Below are 16974 nucleotides of genomic sequence, written 5' to 3'. Positions count from 1 at the left end.
CGCTGACCGACTCGATCGGTGTCCGGCTCGATGCACTCAGCCAGCAGTTGGGCGCGCTCGACGAGCGCGAGCCTGCCGCTGCCGAGGTGCGCAAGCTGGTGGGCGAGCAGCTCCCCGAGCTGGTGCGCGGTTATCAGCGCGTGCCCGAGACGCTGCGACGGGTGGAGCGCAACGGCCGCACCCCGGACGACCAGCTGATCGAGGGGCTGAAGGTGATCGACGAGGAGATCGCCGACATGAGCCGTCAACTGGCTCAGGGCGATCTCGACAGTCTGGCGACGCGCAACCGCTACCTCCAGATCAAGTATCGCGACGACGAGACGCTCGCCTAGCTTTAGTCCCGACTGCGAAGCGCGTAGGATCAGCGTCCCGGCCGGAGAGAATCCGCGCCGGGACGAGGAGACAGGCCATGACGGTTCGTCCTGCGATCATTCCCGTGCTGCGCTACGCTGATGCCCCCGGGGCCATCGAATTTCTGTGTTCCGCCTTCGGCTTCACCCGGCACGCGGTGTACAGCGACCCAAAGGACCCGACGCGCGTGGCCCACGCCGAGCTGGTGTGGAACGGCGAAATGATCATGCTGTCCTCGGTGATGGAGACACCGTTCGCGCGGGCGGCGGCGCTGCGAACGCCATATGATGCCGGTGGCATCACCCAGTCGCTCTACCTGGTGGTTGAGGATGTCGACGGCCATGCCGCGACCGCCGCCGCCGCCGGCGCCCAGATCTTCATGGCCCCGGAAGACCTGACCTATGGCGGACGCAGCTACAGCGCGCGCGATCCGGAGGCGAATGCCTGGACGTTCGGCAGCTACGATCCCAGGGCCGGCTGAGCGGCGGCGTCGGCTATGCCGCGAACATCGCCCGCAGATCCCGCTTCAGGATCTTGCCGTTCGCGTTTCGGGGCAGGGTCGACTCCACGAACCGAATCGCCACAGGCACCTTGAAGGCTGCGAGGCGGTGGCGAACCCAGGCTTGCAACTCGGCCTCGTCGGCGCGGGTGCCGGGGGCCAGGTGGACAACGGCAGCGGGCTCTTCCCCAAGTGCGCGGTGCGGGATCCCGATCAGCGCGCAATCGGTAACGGCGGGGTGCGCATAGAGCACGTCCTCTACCTCGACCGCGTAGATGTTCTCGCCGCCGCGGATCACCACGTCCTTCAGCCGGTCGACGATGTGGCAAAAGCCGTCTGCATCGATCCGGGCAAGGTCGCCGGTGCGAACCCAGCCGTCGACGAAGCTGGCAGCCGTCTCCTCCGGCCGGTTCCAGTAACCCTGCGCCACCATCGGCCCTCGCGCCCAGAGTTCGCCCACTTCTCCCTTGGGCAAGGGCTCGCCCGTGTCCGGTGAGAGAAGCTTGAGATCGGCCGTGGCGACGGGTGGCCCGCAGCTGGTGGGACGGGCGAGATACTCCTCGGCGGCGTTGCTCGCGACCGTCGCCATCGTCTCGGTCATGCCCCAGCCGTTGCTCGGCATGGCGCCGAACTCCGCGTGGATACGCCGGGCAAGCTCCGGGGCGGCCGGGGCGCCGCCATACGCGATGCGGACCAGCGAGGAGAGGTCGTGCGCATCGCGGTCCGGGTGCTCGAGTAGTTGCCACGCGATGGCGGGAACGCCTCCGATGGCCTCGATCCGCTCCCGCTCGATGAGAGACATGGCGGCGGCGGGGTTCCATTTCCGCATCAGCACGATCGCCCCTCCGGTCGCGATCGCGATCATCAGAAAGGCGCTGCAGGCGGTCACGTGGAAGAGCGGGATGGGCAGCAGCACCGTCTGCGGCGGCGACCGTTCGGGGAGCGCCACGCCCCGCCGCAGCAGCGTACGGGCGGAAACAAAAGCCGAGGAGAGGATGTTGCTCATCAGGTTGCGGTGGGTGCCGACCGCGCCCTTGGGACCACCGGTGGTGCCGCTGGTGTAGAAGATGGTGACGGGATCGTCCGGCAGGACGTCAACGTCCGGGAACGGCACCTCGGGGAGGTGTATCCATCGGTCGGGGCTCCCGATCAGCGCCTCCAGCGGCTCGGCATGGTGCGGCAGCGGATCGTGCCAGCCGGACACCAGGATAGTCTCCAGCGCGGGCAGCTCGGCATAGCGGGCGAGCAGGCGTTCGTGGCGGCGGGCATCCGCGATCAGCAGCCGGGCCTCGGTATCGGCGAGCGCGAACGCAAGCTCACCGCCGGTCCACCAGGCGTTGAGGGGTACCGCGATGGCGCCGAGGCTGGCGATCGCCATCAGGGCGATCGACCATTGCGGGCGGTTGCGCATCGCGATCGCGACCCGGTCCCCCTGGGTGATACCGCGCGCATTAAGCGCGGCGGCAAGCGTCGCGACCGCCCGATAGCTCGCCTCATAGGTGACGCGGTCTTCCCCGTGGATCAGGAACAGCCGGTCGCCATGCGCGCGGGATGCCTGGGCCAGCGCGGCCAGGCTGCGGGGTGCGTGCTTCCACGTCCGCGTGGGCACACCGCCGATCGCCACCGTCTCCATCTCGAACCGCGCACCGGGTGCGGTCAGCCGCGTCGTGGCCTCGGCCAGGGTACAGGCCGGCCAGCCGGCGCCCGGCTGCGGTTCGATCGGTTGCTCCTTGGACACAGCGCGGGTTCAAGCCGCCGCACGTCTCTCCGTCAAGGCAGCTGCATAAATGCTTGCCGAATACGTAAAGCACGTGCCTATTAAGGCGATCGGATTGAAGGAACGGCTATTTCCATGACGCACACCCCCGAACTGCTGGTCGAAACCCTGACCTCGCTGCTCGACCTGGAGGAACTCGACACCGACCTCTATCGCGGCGCTCGGCTGCCCGACGGTCGTGGGCGCGTGTTCGGCGGCCAGGTCATCGGCCAGGCGCTTCAGGCGGCACAGCGGTCGATCGAGGACAAGGTGGCGCATTCGCTGCATGCGTATTTCATGCGTGCGGGCGATGCCGAGCGTCCGATCATCTTCCGGGTGACGCGTGATTTCGACGGCCGCAGTTTTGCCACGCGCAGGGTCATGGCGCTGCAGGGTGGGCAGCCGATCCTGGTGCTCGCGGCCTCGTTCCAGCATCAGGAGGAAGGGCTGCACCATCAGGACGTGATGCCGGACGTGCCGCCGCCCGAGGCGCTGGGATCGGAGTCCGAGGTGCAAAAGGAGTTGGCGGACGCGCTACCCGACCCGGTCCGCCGCTTTCTTGCCCAGCCGCGACCCATCGAGATGCGTCCGGTGGCGCCGGGCGATTGGCTGCGATCCGAGCCGCGGCCGCCGGTGCAGAACAGCTGGTTCCGGACGGTGGCTCCCCTGCCCGACGACCCGGCACTTCACCGCGCCGTCCTCGCCTATGCCAGCGACATGCTGCTGCTTGGCACGTCGATGATGCCGCACTCCGTGCGGCTGGGCGATCCGCGGATGCAGACCGCAAGCCTCGACCACGCGTTGTGGCTGCACGAGCCGTTCCGCTTCGACGACTGGCTGCTCTACTCGACGGACAGCCCCTGGGCCGGCAACGGCCGCGGGTTCACGCGCGGCCGGATCTTTACCCGTGACGGCCGGCTCATCGCCAGCACCGCGCAGGAGGGGCTGATCCGAAAGCGAAGCTGAGCGGCCAGTGGCGGAACGGGTATGGGCCCTAGGCGCCCGCCCGTTCCGCAAACTGCCATGCGTTTTCGGCCAGAGCCGCCGAATGGGCCGGGTCCTCCGGATGGCTGACGACAGCCAGGCGGAACAGCGTATAGGCAAGGTGCCAGTCGAGCGCAGTGCCCGCCTCCCGACCGCTCGCCCGGCAATAGCGGTCAACCACTTCGTCCGAAGTCGGGATGCCGTTCTCGGCGTCGGCGATCTCGTCCAACGACGGATGCGCTTCCGTTCCGCTCACCCAGCGCGCGAGAACATAGGCGAGATCGATGCGGGGATCTCCCAACCCCGCCTTGTCCCAGTCGAGCACCACTTCCACCGCGGCGCCTTCCCGCGCGAACATCAGGTTCTGGAGGCGGAAGTCGCCGTGGACGATTGCGGCCGGGGTGGGCTCAGGCAGCGCCTGCGGCAGCCAGGCCGCGAGCCGCGCAAGCGTCGGGGTTACGGTCGCGGCGTGCCTGCCGATCCAGTCTGCGACCTTCCAGTCGAGATCGCACTCGGTGTATCCGGCGGCGTCCAGCGCCAAGGGTGCAGGGTCGATCGCATGAAGCGCCGCAAGGGCATCGATCCAGGCATTGAAGTGCTCGCGCCGATGCGCCGCCGTCATGCCCGGGATCGTCTCGTCCCAGAGCGTGCGGCCTTCCGCCAGTTCCATCACGTAAAAGGGGCTGCCGATCACCTCAGGGTCGCTGCAGAGCGCCAGCGTTCGGGGAACGGGGTAGCCGGTCGGTCGCAGTGCCTGGAGCAGGCGGTACTCGCGGTCCAGCGGATGGCGCTCCTCGCCGCCGGGATGTGCCGGCCGGCGGCGAAGCACATAGCCGCGTTCGGGGGTGTCGAGGCGGTAGGTCGGGTTGCGTCGCCCCCCGGCGAACCGAACATAGGCGAGCGGTCCTTCAAAACCCTCGACCGTGTCCCGCAACCAGCGTTCCAGCGCCACGCCGTCAAGATCGTCGGCCGGGCGCGTCCCCAGCAACTGGGACGTGTCCTGGTTGCTCATGCCGAGCGCCCGTCAACGTCGCCGCAGCCCGGACGAATTCCGGGCGCGGGTGGCGTACCATAGGCCATTGCACTCTCCCCAATCATGGACGCAGTCGTTCTGCCGCGCCCACCGAGATTCATACGCACGCAGAGACAGGTCGTTCCGCCTGAGCAACGTCCGGGTTGTACCGCGTCCTAGCCCTGCCCATTTCCGACAACGACACCAAGGAGCCCCTGCCGATGATTCATCTCCACTATTGGCCTACCCCGAACGGTCACAAGGTCACGCTGTTCCTGGAGGAAGCGGAAGTGCCCTACACCATTCATCCGGTGAACATCGGCAAGGGAGAGCAGTTCGACCCGGACTTCCTGAAGATCGCGCCCAACAATCGTATGCCCGCGATCATCGATGACGAGCCGGCCGGCGGCGGCGAGTCGATCAGCGTCTTCGAATCCGGCGCGATCCTGCTGTACCTGGCGGAGAAGACCGGCCGCTTCCTCGGGCCGGACGTGCGTACGCGGGTCGAGCAGACGCAGTGGCTGATGTGGCAGATGGGCGGGCTTGGGCCGATGCTGGGCCAGAACCACCATTTCAACCGCTACGCACCCGAGAAAATCCCCTACGCGATCGACCGCTATGTCAAGGAAACCAGCCGCTTGTACGGCGTCCTTGATCGACGGCTGGACGGCCGCGAGTTCATCGCCGGCGACTATTCGATCGCCGACATGGCCGCCTATCCGTGGATCGTGCCGCATGAGGCGCAGGGCCAGAACCTGGCCGATTTCCCAAACGTCGAGCGCTGGTTCGAGGCGATCCGCAATCGTCCGGCGACCCAGCGCGCCTATGCGCTGGCGGAAACGGTGAACCCGGCCGCCGGCGAGATGAGTGAGGAGGCGCGTCGCCACCTGTTCGGCCAGTCCCCCGCACGCCCCTGATCAGGAGCAGCGCCGCCGAGACAATTTGCGACACTTTTTCGGTCGTTCGACACACCGATGCGACAGGGCGGAGCCATAAGGGCAACAGTCGCCGAGGCATGATGCCCCGGCAGGAAAAACAGAGGCTTTCGCATGAAGAAGTTTGTAATTGCGGCGGCGCTCGGCGCCTCCATGTTGGCCGGGGCTGCGTACGCTGCACCCCAGGATTCCGCAGCGCCCCGCCGCGCCAATCCGATGGCGATGATGGACGCCGACAAGGACGGCGTGATCACCCGCGCCGAAGCGCTTGCCGCGGCCGACCGCCAGTTCAACCGCATGGACCAGAACAAGGACGGCAAGCTCGAGGCGAGCGAGATGCGCCGTCCGCATCATCGCGGCCGCGGCGGCGCCGAGCGCGCAGCACCAACGGCGCCCACCGCGACGGATGGAAGGGCGACTGCCGGCAAGCGCATGCACCACCGCGGTGGTAAGGGTGGCCGAATGCTTGAGCGCGTCGACACCAACAAGGATGGTGTGATCAGCCGCGAGGAGTTCCGCGCAGCCGCGGCGGCGCGCTTTGAGCGGATGGACGCCAACCGCGACGGTCGCATCGACGCTGCCGAGCAGAGCGCCATGCGCGAGCGGATGAAGGCACGCGGCGCGCGCCACGCCCAGTCGGCAGCCCCGACGGGCACCAGCGCCAAATAACTCTCCCTGCCGGGCGGGCGTCCCCCCGCCCGGCATTCTCCCGCAGTTGTCGTCATGACGCGGGAGTGTGATAGGTCCCCGCCATGGCCGACATTCCCCATCTGCTGCTGGTCGACGACGAACGGTCGATCCGCGAGCCGCTCTCCCAGTATCTCACCAAACAGGGCTTCCGCGTGACCCAGGCGGGCGACGCCGAGGGCGCTCGCGCGCGCCTGGCCGCCTATGCGATCGACCTGGTCGTGCTCGACATCATGATGCCGGGCGAGGACGGCCTGTCGCTGTGCCGGCACATCCGCGAGACCAGCGAGACCCCCGTCATTCTCCTGACCGCCCGCGCCGAAGAGACCGACCGCATCGTCGGGCTTGAGATGGGCGCCGACGACTATGTCGTGAAGCCGTTTTCCCCGCGGGAACTCGCCGCACGGATCAAGGTCGTGCTGCGGCGGATGGCATCGGGCGGCGTGCGCCAGCATGCCCCGGAAAGCGGTTCGTTCGCCTTTGCCGGCTGGGTGCTCAAGAGCGGCGAACGCAGCCTCGTCGATCGCGAAGGCGTTTCCGTGCCCTTGTCGACGGGCGAGTACAATCTGCTCCACGCCCTGGTGACGCGGCCGCGCCAGGTGCTCACCCGCGACCAGTTGCTGGACCTGACCCAGGGACGCGAAGCGGCAGCGTTCGACCGCGCCATCGACAATCAGATCAGCCGCCTGCGCAAGAAGATCGAGACCGACGCCAAGAATCCCGAGATCATCAAGACCGTGTGGGGCGGCGGCTACACGCTGGCCAGCGAGGTAACGCGGCTTTGAGTAGGCTGTGGCCGCGCAGCCTGTCGGGGCAGATCGCACTGCTGGTCGCGATCGCGCTGTTCGTGGCGCAGGCGATCAACTTCGGCCTGCTGCTGCGGGAGCGGCGCGCCGTCCGCTTTGCGCAGGTGACGGTTCCCGCGGTTACCCGCATGGTGGACGCCGCCGAACGGCTGCGCAGCGGGCGACCGGCAACAGCGCACCAGCGCGCACGCGAGCGTCTTCGCTCGGTGCGACTGATGCCGTACGCCCCTCCGGCCCTCTCGACGATCGGCGACGACGAGTTCGAGAACGCCGTCCGCGCCGCTTTTGCCGATGCCGGCTTGCAGGTCGGGCAGATACAGACTGCGATCCGGCCGATCGACCCCGACAATCCCGCCCTCGCCCGGATGGACAGAGTCCATGCCGAGCGTTTGCGTCGGTTCGGGGCGATCCTGACGGTGGCCGCGGAGATCCCGGCCCAGGGGTGGCTGGTGCTGGAGACGCCGTGGCCCAACACCAACCAGCCACTCATCTGGCAACTGATTGCGCAGACGTTGATCCTTTACGGCTTCGTGCTGCTGCCGGTGCTGTGGATCGGGCGTCGCATTTCCAAGCCGCTGCGCGCGCTGGCGCAAGCCGCGCACGACTATCGCCCAGGATCGGCGGCCAATACCGTCGAGGAATCCGGGCCCGGCGACGTGCAGGCGGTGATCGCGGCGTTCAACGGGATGAGCATCCGCGTCAGCGGCATGCTCGAGGAAAAGGACCGGATGCTGGGCGCCATCGGCCATGACCTGCGCACGCCACTCGCAGCGCTGCGGGTCCGGATCGAGTCGGTCGAGGACGATTCCGATCGGGCGAAGATGGCCGAGACCATCGACGAGATGAACCGCACGCTGGAGGACATCCTGTCCCTCGCGCGTCTGGGACGTCCCAGCGAGGCGGAGACACAGGTCGATCTTGCGGCCCTGGTCGACGCGGTGGTCGAGGACTTCCGCGACCTGGGCGCAGACGTCACCTTCGAGGAATCGGAACGCCAGCGCATCCGCATCCGCCCGACGCTGATGCGGCGCGCGATCCGTAACCTGATCGAGAACGCGATCAAATATGCCGGGGGGGCGGAGGTACGGCTGGTTGCGGATGCGGCGCATATCCGCATCGAAGTCGCCGATCGCGGCCCCGGTATCCCGCACGAGCAGATCGCATTGGTGTTCCAGCCCTTCACCCGCCTTGAGACCTCCCGCAATCGGGAGACGGGCGGCATCGGACTGGGGCTGGCGCTCGCACAGGCAATCGTGCGGGACGCGGGCGGTGAGATCGCGCTCGCCAATCGCCAAGACGGCGGGCTGCTCGCGACCATCACCCTGCCGCGGGGGTGAGGCACGCCGCGGTGGCTATCCTTTCGCTTGCGGAACCAGCGCCGCTGCTGCGTACTTCTTCGCACATCCTTTCCGTGACAGGCGCCGCTGGATGATCAAGGTCGCAAGCTACAACATGCGAAAAGCCATCGGCACCGACCGCCGCCGGCGGCCGGAGCGCACGCTGGAAGTGCTGAACGAGATCGACGCCGATGTGATCGCGCTACAAGAGTGCGACCGCCGACTTGGCCAGCGCATGGGCGTCATTCCCGAGCACATGCTGGAAGAGCATACCGACTGGCGGGCAGTGCCGGTCGCGGCCCGTGCGCGGAGCATGGGCTGGCACGGCAACGCCCTGCTGGTGCGGAAGTCCGCGCAGGTGATCGACTGCGAGCGTGTGGAACTGCCCGCATTGGAACCGCGCGGCGCAGTATCCGCCGACGTCCGGACTGGCGGACTGCTGTTGCGCGTGGTCGGCATGCATCTGGACCTTTCCGGCCTTTGGCGACGCAAGCAGGCGGCCGCGGTCCTGAGCCATTGCGAGAGCGCCGCCCACCGGATGCCGACGGTGCTGATGGGCGACCTCAACGAATGGAGCGCCGCCTCTGGCTGTCTTCGCGACTTCGCAAGACACCATAGTTTCGCCGCTACCGGCCCCAGTTTCCACGCGCGCCGGCCGGTGGGGCGGCTGGACCGGATCATGGTCTCGCCCGAGCTCAAGATCGTGGATGCCGGCGTTCACGCGAGCGCGGCCGCGCGCACCGCATCCGATCACCTGCCGATCTGGGCGATCCTCGACCGAGCCTGAACTTTGCCTCTCCCTTGCCCGCGCGGCCCACCCCGCCTAAGCAAGCGGCGACCGCAAACCATAGGGGCTTGGCCATGCAATTCCTGAAAACCCTGTTCTGGGCGCTGCTCGTCGGGGTCGTGGTGGCCTTCAGCCTCAACAACATGACGATGGTGCCAGTACGGCTGTGGGGCAGCGTGGTGGCGGACGTGAACCTGCCGCTGCTGCTCGTCATCACCTTCCTGGCCGGCTTCCTGCCGGCTTATCTCTCGCTCGTCACCGTGCGCTGGCGGATGCGCCAGCGGATCGCCGCGACCGAGCGTGCGCTCGCCGATCTGCGTGCGGCGCAGGCGGCAGCCCCTGCCAAGCTCGCACCCGGCGATCTGCCGCTAGCGCCCGCAGCGCCGGTGGCCCCGGCACCGGCCGCGCCGGTGCCGGTTGAGACGCCCATCCAGACCGGGGGCACTTCCCCGACCGACAATGCGCTGGGCGAGCACCCCGTCCTGCCGACCTCGCTCTCCCAGGACCGTGCATGACTTCTCCGATCTACGTCGCGCTTGATACCCCGGAACTGGAACGCGCCAAGGCGCTGGCAAAGCGCGTGCATCGCCACGTCGGCGGCATCAAGCTGGGCCTGGAATTCTTCATGGCCAACGGCCGGCACGGCGTCCGCGAGATGGCGGAGATCGGCCTGCCGATCTTCCTGGACCTGAAGTTCCACGACATTCCCAACACGGTCGCCAAGGCGATCCAGGCGCTGGGCCCGCTCAATCCGGCGATCCTGACGGTGCACGCGGCCGGCGGGCGAGCGATGCTGGAAGACGCCAAGGCCGCCGCACCATCCGGCACCAAGGTGGTGGCGGTGACGATGCTGACCAGCCTGGACAGCGACGACCTGCGCTCGATCGGGCTGTCACCCGACCCCCATGAGCAGGTCGTGCGGCTGACCGAGCTCGCCAAGTCAGCGGGGGTCGACGGAATCGTCTGTTCGGGCGAGGAAGTTCGCGCTGCCCGCGCAGCCTGGCGCGACGGCTTCTTCGTCGTCCCGGGCGTGCGGCCTGCGCAGGGCAAGGTCGGCGACCAGAAGCGGGTCGTCACCCCGCGTGCGGCGCTCGATGGCGGCGCCTCGATCCTGGTGATCGGGCGTCCGATCACCCAGGCCGAGGACCCCGACGAGGCGGCACGCGCGATCGGCGGGACGCTCTAGGCGCTGCCCACGCACGATTGACTCTGCATGGGGGCGGCGCGCACACTGCCCCCATGTTGCTCGTCGTCCTGGCGCTTCTCGGGAGCCCGCAGAACTGCACGGAGGTGCAGCAGCAATGCCGTGCCTGCACCGTCGTTGCCGGGCGGCAGCAATGTTCCAACATCGGCATCGCGTGCCAGCCGGTGAAGCGGATCTGCCGCCCGGCCGACAAGACGGCCAAGCAAGAACCGGCGAAGGCGCGCCGGGAGCGTCCGGGGCAGCGCTGATCCGCTATTCGTGACGCAGGGCGTCGATCGGGTTGAGCGCAGCCGCCCGGCGTGCGGGGAAATAGCCGAATATGACGCCGATCGCGGCCGAAACGGCAAAGGCGGTCAGGTTGATCATGGGCTCGAAGGTCCATCCAAGCGTCATGAACGGCGCGATTACCGCCACCGCGATCTGAGCCAGGACCAGGCCGACCAGGCCACCGACGCAGGAAAGCACGACGGCCTCCACCAGGAACTGCATCTGCACCTCCTCCGCCAGGGCCCCGATGGCGAGCCGGATGCCGATTTCGCGCGTCCGCTCCGCCACCGACACCAGCATGATGTTCATGATGCCGATGCCGCCCACTCCCAGGCTGATGGCCGCCACCGCCGTCACGATGGCGGTCAGGAGCGTGGTCGTGCCCGCCAGCGCGTCCGATATCTGCTTGGGATCGAGGATGTTGAAGTTGTCGTCCTGACCCGGCACCAGGTTCCGCCGCTCGCGCAGAAGGCCGCTAAGTGATGCGGAGACGCGGTCCCTATCGAAGGCGGGATCGACCCCGACCAGCATGGCCTGGAAATTCGCGTCGCCGCGGAACCGCCGGCCGACCGTCTTGGGCGGCATGATGACGAAATCATCCTGATCACCGCCTCCAAAACCCGCCTGGCCCTTGCTGATGAGCAGGCCGACGACCTCGCAGGAAAAGCTGCCGGTGCGGAAGCGCTGTCCCACCGGGCTTTCGTCCCCGAACAGCTTGGTCCGCACGGTGTTGCCGATGATGCACACCGCTTTCCCGCCCTCTTCCTCGGCAGGGGTGAACATGCGGCCGTCCTCGAACGGCCAGGGCTGCACCGCGAAATAGGCGTGGTTCATGCCGAAGATGCTGGTCGACCAGTTGTTGCCACCACGAATGACGGTGGCTCTCGCCTGCGCCTGTCCGGCGACCGCCGTGACGCCCGCGACCTGGCGTTCGATGGCAAGGATATCCTGAGGGCGGAAGTCGGGAGGTCGTTGTCCGCCGCCGCCGCGGCCGAAGCCGGCACCCGGATGGACATGCAGCACGTTGGTGCCGAGGTTGGATATCTGCAGCTGCACCGCCGCAGATCCCGACTTGCCAAGCGTCACCATCGTCACGACCGCAGCAACGCCAATCACGATACCGATCGTGGTCAGGAAGGATCGCAATTTATGGCGGCGAAGGGAGCGAAACGCGAGGACGAGAGACGTCCCCGTCATCAACGGGTGCTGGTGAAAATGGCGGCTTGCGAGTCGAGCAGAACCATCGCGAGAGAATGCCCGCGATCGATCTCGCCGCCAAGATGGGGACCCGGCACTGCCTTTTCCCTCGCGCCGTCTAGCGTGCCAGTCTATCGCGCGGCCATGTCTCCTAGCGCCAAGATCTGCGGCCTCTCCACCCCTGCCACGCTGGACGCCGCCGTCGCGAGCGGGGCGAGCCATGTCGGCTTCGTCTTCTTCGCCCCCTCGCCCCGGAACGTCGGGTTGGAACTAGCGGCCGGGCTGGCAGCACGGGTGCCCGGACATGTACAGCGCGTCGGCGTGTTCGTGGATCCCGACGACGCGCTGCTCGACGCCGCTATATCGGCCGGGCGACTCGACTCGATCCAGCTTCACAAGACAGCGCCCGAGCGGGTGGCAGCAATCCGCAGCCGGCACCGTCGAGAAACCTGGGCCGCCGTGGCGGTGAAGACGCGCACGGACCTCATGGCGGCAGGACAATATGCCGGTGCCGCAGACCAGATCCTCTATGATGCCAAGACGCCGGAGGGTGCGGCGCTGCCGGGCGGCATGGGGCTGCGGTTCGACTGGACGCTGCTGGAAGGCTTTGCCCACCCGCTTCCCTGGGCCCTGTCGGGCGGGCTGGACCCGGCGAATGTCAGCGAGGCGATCGCGCGGACGGGCGCGCGCCTGGTCGATGTTTCCTCGGGCGTCGAAAGCGAGCCGGGGGTGAAGGACAGGGACAAGATCGCCGCCTTCCTGTCGGCAGTGGCGCGCGGCTGACGCTGCGCAGATCACAAAGGGGTTGAGGGCATTCCTGCCCCTGCTAAAGCCTGCGCCATGAACGCGCCCAACACCTACCGCGCCCAACCCGACGAACGCGGCCATTTCGGCCAGTTCGGCGGGCGGTATGTCGCCGAAACGCTGATGCCGCTGATCCTGGATCTGGAGCGCGAATATCGCGCGGCCAAGGCGGATCCGGCATTCCAGGCCCAGTTCGACGACCTGCTCGAGCATTATGTCGGGCGGCCGAGCCCGCTCTACTATGCCGAACGGCTCACAGAGACGCTGCGGGAGAACGCGGAGCCCGGCATGGGCGCACAGGTCTGGTTCAAGCGCGACGAGCTCAACCACACGGGCGCGCACAAGATCAACAATTGCATCGGCCAGATCCTGCTAGCGATGCGGATGGGCAAGACCCGCATCATCGCGGAAACCGGCGCAGGCCAGCATGGCGTCGCGACCGCGACCGTGTGCGCGCGCTTCGGCCTGCCCTGCACCATCTTCATGGGCGCCAAGGACGCCGAACGGCAGCAGCCCAACGTGTTCCGCATGAAGCTGCTTGGCGCGGAAGTGCGTCCGGTCGCAAGCGGCGCGGCAACGCTGAAGGACGCGATGAACGAGGCGCTTCGCGACTGGGTCGCGAACGTCCACGACACCTTCTACATCATCGGCACCGCCGCCGGCCCCCACCCCTATCCGGAGCTCGTTCGCGACTTCCAGTCGGTGATCGGGCGCGAGGCGCGTGCGCAGATGCTGTCGCGCATCAACCGCCTGCCCGACCTGCTGGTGGCAGCGATCGGCGGCGGCTCCAACGCGATCGGGCTGTTCCACCCGTTTCTCGACGACGCCGAAGTCGCGATGCTGGGCATCGAGGCGGCGGGCCACGGCCTGAACAAACAGCATGCCGCCAGCCTTGCGGGCGGCGCGCCGGGCATCCTGCATGGCAACAAGACCTACCTGCTGCAGGACGAGGACGGCCAGATCGCCGAGGCACACTCGATTTCCGCCGGGCTCGACTATCCCGGCATCGGCCCGGAGCATAGCTGGCTGCACGAGATCGGGCGCGTGCAATATGAGGCGGTGACGGACGTGGAAGCGCTCGATGCCTTCCAGCTGCTGTGCCGGACGGAGGGCATCATCCCCGCGCTCGAACCTTCGCACGCAATCGCAGCGGTGTCGCGCAAGGCACGGGAAATGCGCGAAGACCAGATCATCCTCGCCAATCTGTGCGGACGCGGCGACAAGGACATCTTCACCGTCGCAGAGGCGCTGGGAGTGGGGATTTGAGCCGGATCTCCGATACTTTCGCGCGGTGCCGCGACGAGGGTCGCGCTGCGCTGGTGACCTTCGTCACCGCCGGTGACCCGACCCCACAGGCGACGCCGGCGATCCTGGATGCGCTGGTCGCGGGTGGTGCCGACGTGATCGAGCTGGGCATGCCCTTCACCGATCCGATGGCGGACGGTCCGGCGATCCAGCTGGCGAATATCCGCAGCCTGGAAGCGGGTACGCGGACCGCCGACATCCTGACGATCGCGGGCGACTTCCGCGCGCGGCACCCGGGCGTGCCGCTGGTGCTGATGGGCTATGCCAACCCGATGGTCCGCCGCGGTGCCGAATGGTTTGCTGAAGCCGCAGCGGAAGCAGGGGTCGACGGGGTCATCTGCGTCGACATTCCGCCCGAGGAAGACGACAGCCTCGGCGTCGCCTTGCGCGCGCATGGGGTCGCCCCGATCCGTCTTGCGACGCCGACCACCGATGTGGCTCGCCTCCCCACGGTCCTGGATGGCGCGGATGGCTTCCTCTATTATGTCTCCGTTGCCGGCATCACCGGCAAGCAGCAGGCGGCCCAGACCTCGATCGAAGAGGCAGTGACGCGGCTGAAGCAATCGACCGAGCTGCCGATCGCGGTAGGCTTTGGTGTTCGTACGCCCGAACAGGCGGCCGCAATCGGCCGCGTTGCCGATGGCGTGGTGGTGGGATCGGCGATCGTCGAGATCGTCGGCGTTGGCGGCACGGATGCCGCCGAGCCTGTCCGCACCTATGTTCAGTCGCTCGCCGCCGCGCTGGCGAGCGCCCGGAAGGAACTTGCATGAGCTGGATTACCCGCGTTCGCAACGCGCTCCCCTTCGTCGCCCCGCGCCAGGTGCCCGATAATCTGTGGCACAAGTGCAAGGGTTGCGGTCAGATGGTCTTCACCAAGGAATTGGAGGAGAACCAGTATGTCTGCCCGATGTGCGACCATCACGAGCGCATCGGCCCGAAGGAGCGGTTCGCCTATCTGTTCGACGAGGACAGCTGCGAGGTGTTGCCGAGCCCGACTGTGCCCGAGGACCCGCTCAAGTTCCGCGATTCCAAGCGCTATGCCGACCGGCTGAAGGCCGCTCGCGCCAGCACCGGCGACAGTGATGCGTGGATCAACGCGCTCGGCACTATCGACGGTCACAAGGCCGTCGTGGGCGTGCAGAATTTCGGCTTCATGGGTGGCTCGATGGGCCAGGCCGTCGGCGAGGCGTTCATCGCCGGTGTCGAGAAGGCGATCGAGCAGAACTGCCCGTTCATCGTCTTCACCGCCTCCGGCGGCGCGCGCATGCAGGAGGGCATCCTGAGCCTGATGCAGATGCCGCGCACCACCGTGGCGATCGAGATGCTGCACGATGCGGGCCTGCCGTACATCGTCGTGCTGACCGACCCGACCTCGGGCGGCGTGATGGCAGCCTATGCGATGCTGGGCGACGTCCAGATCGCCGAGCCGCGCGCGACACTCGCCTTCACCGGCCGCCGCGTGATCGAGAGCACGATCCGCGAGAAGCTGCCGGACGATTTCCAGACGTCCGAATATTACCGCGACCACGGGCTTATCGACATGGTCACCCATCGCAAGGAACTGCGCAACACGCTGGCCGAGCTGATCGACTTCCTTTGCGCAGGCAACAAGCAGGCGGCGTGAGCTGCCCGGCACCGGCGCCTTCGCGGGGCCGGTGCCACTTCGCCCGCGACGGCACGGGCACACGGCGCTAAGGGCGCTGCCATGCCCGACCATGCCACCTCCGCCGACCCCGCCGTACAGCTGCAGCTCGACCGCCTGATGGCGCTCGGGCCCGGGGCCGATGTGCTGGGGCTCGACCGGATCACGCGGCTGCTGGCGCGGGTCGGAGACCCGCAGCTGCGGCTGCCGCCGGTGATCCATGTCGCGGGCACCAACGGCAAGGGTTCGACCTGTGCCTTCCTGCGCGCGGCGCTGGAGGCAGCGGGCAAGACCGCACATGTTTACACGAGCCCGCACCTGGTGCGCTTCAACGAGCGCATTCGCGTGGCGGGGCGCCTGATTAGCGACTCCGATTTGGCCGCCCTGCTCGCCGAAGTGCTGGACGCAGGTGCCGACATCGGCGCGAGCTTCTTTGAGGTGACCACCGCCGTCGCCTTCCTTGCCTTCGCCCGGACCCCTGCCGACGCGTGCATCATCGAGGTGGGCCTTGGCGGACGGCTCGACGCCACCAACGTCATCCCCGCTCCCGCCGCCACGGCCATCGCGCAGCTGGGCATCGATCACCAGGCGTTCCTTGGCGACACGGCGGAGGCGATTGCGCGGGAGAAGGCCGGTATCGCCAAGCCGGGCGTGCCGCTGGTGACCATGGCCTATTCCCCGACAGTCGCCGATGCCGTTTCCGCGGTAGCGGAGGCTGTAGGCGCGCCCTTGTTTCCGTGCGGGCACGATTGGTCTTTCACGGTCGAAGGCGGCCTGCTGCACTATTCCGATGCACGGGGCGGGATCTCCACGCCGCTCCCGGCGCTGGCCGGCCCGCACCAACCCACCAACCTGGCGCTCGCCATCGCGACGCTGCGTCACCAGGACGTGCTGCCTGTTCCGGATGCTGCCTATGCCGCAGCCGCACGCGATGCCCGCTGGCCGGCCCGGATGCAGCAGCTGGGCGACGGCCCCCTTCTGAGGCTGTTGCCGGCAGGCACCGAGCTCTGGCTGGACGGGGGCCATAATCCGGCCGCCGCCGATGCCATCGCCGACACTATCGAGCGGGCGGCGCTTGGCCGGCCCGTCCACCTGGTATTCGGCATGCTCGCCAACAAGGACGTCGTGGGGCTGCTGGCACCCTTTGCGCCCTTCACGGCCAGCCTGACCGCGGTACCCGTGCCGGGCCACGCCGATCACAGCCCGGCCGAACTGGCAGACGCGGCGAATCGCCTGGGCATCGCCGACACGGCGACAGCGCCCGAGGTGCCCACGGCGCTTCGAACGCTGGCCGCGCGCCTACAGAGCGGCGAGCCGGCAGTGGTGCTGGTGCTCGGCTCCCTCTATCTCGCCGGCACCGTTCTGGAGGGCAACGGCGAGCTGCCGGATTAGCGCGCCTTA

General features: G+C 67.9%; 18 protein-coding genes and 1 pseudogene. 16 read left to right on the top strand and 3 right to left on the bottom strand.

The window, feature by feature from the left end:
* A pseudogene (locus QP045_RS08900) lies at positions 1 to 332 on the top strand (hypothetical protein); the annotation flags it as partial.
* A 77-nt stretch (positions 333 to 409) separates the two neighbouring features.
* The gene (locus QP045_RS08895) at positions 410 to 832 is read left to right on the top strand and encodes a VOC family protein (protein WP_422514624.1); all 423 of its coding nucleotides are present in this window, start codon (positions 410 to 412) and stop codon (positions 830 to 832) included.
* Between the two features lie 13 nt (positions 833 to 845).
* Here the strand turns inward: QP045_RS08895 and QP045_RS08890 are convergent, their stop codons facing one another.
* A complete protein-coding gene (locus tag QP045_RS08890) occupies positions 846 to 2588 on the bottom strand; it encodes a class I adenylate-forming enzyme family protein (RefSeq protein WP_422514623.1) in 1743 nt (580 codons plus the stop codon).
* Between the two features lie 114 nt (positions 2589 to 2702).
* Between QP045_RS08890 and QP045_RS08885 the strand changes: the two genes are divergently transcribed.
* The gene (locus QP045_RS08885; RefSeq protein WP_422514622.1) at positions 2703 to 3572 is read left to right on the top strand and encodes an acyl-CoA thioesterase; all 870 of its coding nucleotides are present in this window, start codon (positions 2703 to 2705) and stop codon (positions 3570 to 3572) included.
* Positions 3573 to 3600: 28 nt separating this feature from the next.
* On the opposite strand, the gene QP045_RS08880 is transcribed toward QP045_RS08885, so the two are convergent.
* Positions 3601 to 4602: a phosphotransferase family protein gene (locus QP045_RS08880; RefSeq protein ID WP_422514621.1), complete on the bottom strand. Its 1002-nt coding sequence runs from the start codon at positions 4600 to 4602 to the stop codon at positions 3601 to 3603.
* A gap of 221 nt (positions 4603 to 4823) precedes the next feature.
* Here QP045_RS08880 and QP045_RS08875 point away from each other — a divergent pair, with 221 nt between their 5' ends.
* The 8 genes from QP045_RS08875 to QP045_RS08840 all read left to right on the top strand — a co-directional run bounded on the left by QP045_RS08875 (position 4824) and on the right by QP045_RS08840 (position 10606).
* Complete coding sequence (locus QP045_RS08875; RefSeq protein WP_422514620.1) at positions 4824 to 5519, top strand: glutathione S-transferase N-terminal domain-containing protein; 696 nt, start codon at positions 4824 to 4826, stop codon at positions 5517 to 5519.
* 132 nt (positions 5520 to 5651) lie between these two features.
* Positions 5652 to 6206, top strand: coding sequence for a ca2+ sensor protein (locus QP045_RS08870; RefSeq protein ID WP_422514619.1), 555 nt, complete (start codon positions 5652 to 5654; stop codon positions 6204 to 6206).
* An 83-nt stretch (positions 6207 to 6289) separates the two neighbouring features.
* Positions 6290 to 7009, top strand: coding sequence for a response regulator (locus tag QP045_RS08865; RefSeq protein WP_422514618.1), 720 nt, complete (start codon positions 6290 to 6292; stop codon positions 7007 to 7009).
* Entirely contained in the window at positions 7006 to 8367 is a 1362-nt protein-coding gene (locus tag QP045_RS08860) for a HAMP domain-containing sensor histidine kinase (protein WP_422514617.1), read from the top strand. Before QP045_RS08865 ends, QP045_RS08860 begins: the two co-directional genes overlap by 4 nt.
* A 91-nt stretch (positions 8368 to 8458) precedes the next feature.
* On the top strand, positions 8459 to 9154 hold the full coding sequence (locus QP045_RS08855; RefSeq protein WP_422514616.1) for an endonuclease/exonuclease/phosphatase family protein: 696 nt from the start codon (positions 8459 to 8461) through the stop codon (positions 9152 to 9154).
* Positions 9155 to 9228: 74 nt separating this feature from the next.
* Positions 9229 to 9669 carry a LapA family protein gene (locus QP045_RS08850; protein ID WP_422514615.1) on the top strand — a complete coding sequence of 147 codons (441 nt, stop codon included), beginning with the start codon at positions 9229 to 9231 and terminating at the stop codon, positions 9667 to 9669.
* Complete coding sequence (gene pyrF / locus QP045_RS08845; protein WP_422514614.1) at positions 9666 to 10340, top strand: orotidine-5'-phosphate decarboxylase; 675 nt, start codon at positions 9666 to 9668, stop codon at positions 10338 to 10340. Before QP045_RS08850 ends, pyrF begins: the two co-directional genes overlap by 4 nt.
* Positions 10341 to 10393: 53 nt before the next feature.
* On the top strand, positions 10394 to 10606 hold the full coding sequence (locus QP045_RS08840; protein WP_422514613.1) for a hypothetical protein: 213 nt from the start codon (positions 10394 to 10396) through the stop codon (positions 10604 to 10606).
* Positions 10607 to 10610: 4 nt separating this feature from the next.
* Here QP045_RS08840 and QP045_RS08835 read toward each other — a convergent pair whose 3' ends face one another.
* The gene (locus QP045_RS08835; protein WP_422514612.1) at positions 10611 to 11822 is read right to left on the bottom strand and encodes an ABC transporter permease; all 1212 of its coding nucleotides are present in this window, start codon (positions 11820 to 11822) and stop codon (positions 10611 to 10613) included.
* A 144-nt stretch (positions 11823 to 11966) separates the two neighbouring features.
* Here QP045_RS08835 and QP045_RS08830 point away from each other — a divergent pair, with 144 nt between their 5' ends.
* The 5 genes from QP045_RS08830 (at position 11967) to QP045_RS08810 (ending at position 16965) form a co-directional block, all read left to right on the top strand.
* Positions 11967 to 12605 (top strand): phosphoribosylanthranilate isomerase, encoded by a 639-nt coding sequence (locus QP045_RS08830; RefSeq protein ID WP_422514611.1) that lies wholly within the window; start codon positions 11967 to 11969, stop codon positions 12603 to 12605.
* 57 nt (positions 12606 to 12662) lie between these two features.
* The gene (gene trpB / locus QP045_RS08825; protein WP_422514610.1) at positions 12663 to 13892 is read left to right on the top strand and encodes a tryptophan synthase subunit beta; all 1230 of its coding nucleotides are present in this window, start codon (positions 12663 to 12665) and stop codon (positions 13890 to 13892) included.
* Complete coding sequence (gene trpA, locus QP045_RS08820; protein ID WP_422514609.1) at positions 13889 to 14701, top strand: tryptophan synthase subunit alpha; 813 nt, start codon at positions 13889 to 13891, stop codon at positions 14699 to 14701. The genes trpB and trpA overlap by 4 nt, the downstream gene beginning before the upstream one ends.
* Positions 14698 to 15555, top strand: coding sequence for an acetyl-CoA carboxylase, carboxyltransferase subunit beta (gene accD / locus QP045_RS08815; RefSeq protein ID WP_422514608.1), 858 nt, complete (start codon positions 14698 to 14700; stop codon positions 15553 to 15555). The genes trpA and accD overlap by 4 nt, the downstream gene beginning before the upstream one ends.
* An 81-nt stretch (positions 15556 to 15636) precedes the next feature.
* Positions 15637 to 16965: a bifunctional folylpolyglutamate synthase/dihydrofolate synthase gene (locus QP045_RS08810; protein WP_422514607.1), complete on the top strand. Its 1329-nt coding sequence runs from the start codon at positions 15637 to 15639 to the stop codon at positions 16963 to 16965.
* Positions 16966 to 16974 lie beyond the last annotated feature (9 nt).

Source organism: Sphingomonas sp. 3-13AW (assembly GCF_049311085.1).
Lineage (GTDB): Bacteria > Pseudomonadota > Alphaproteobacteria > Sphingomonadales > Sphingomonadaceae > Sphingomonas.
The sequence above is the reverse complement of the archived record's forward strand: the minus strand, read 5'-3'. Positions and strand labels throughout refer to the sequence as shown.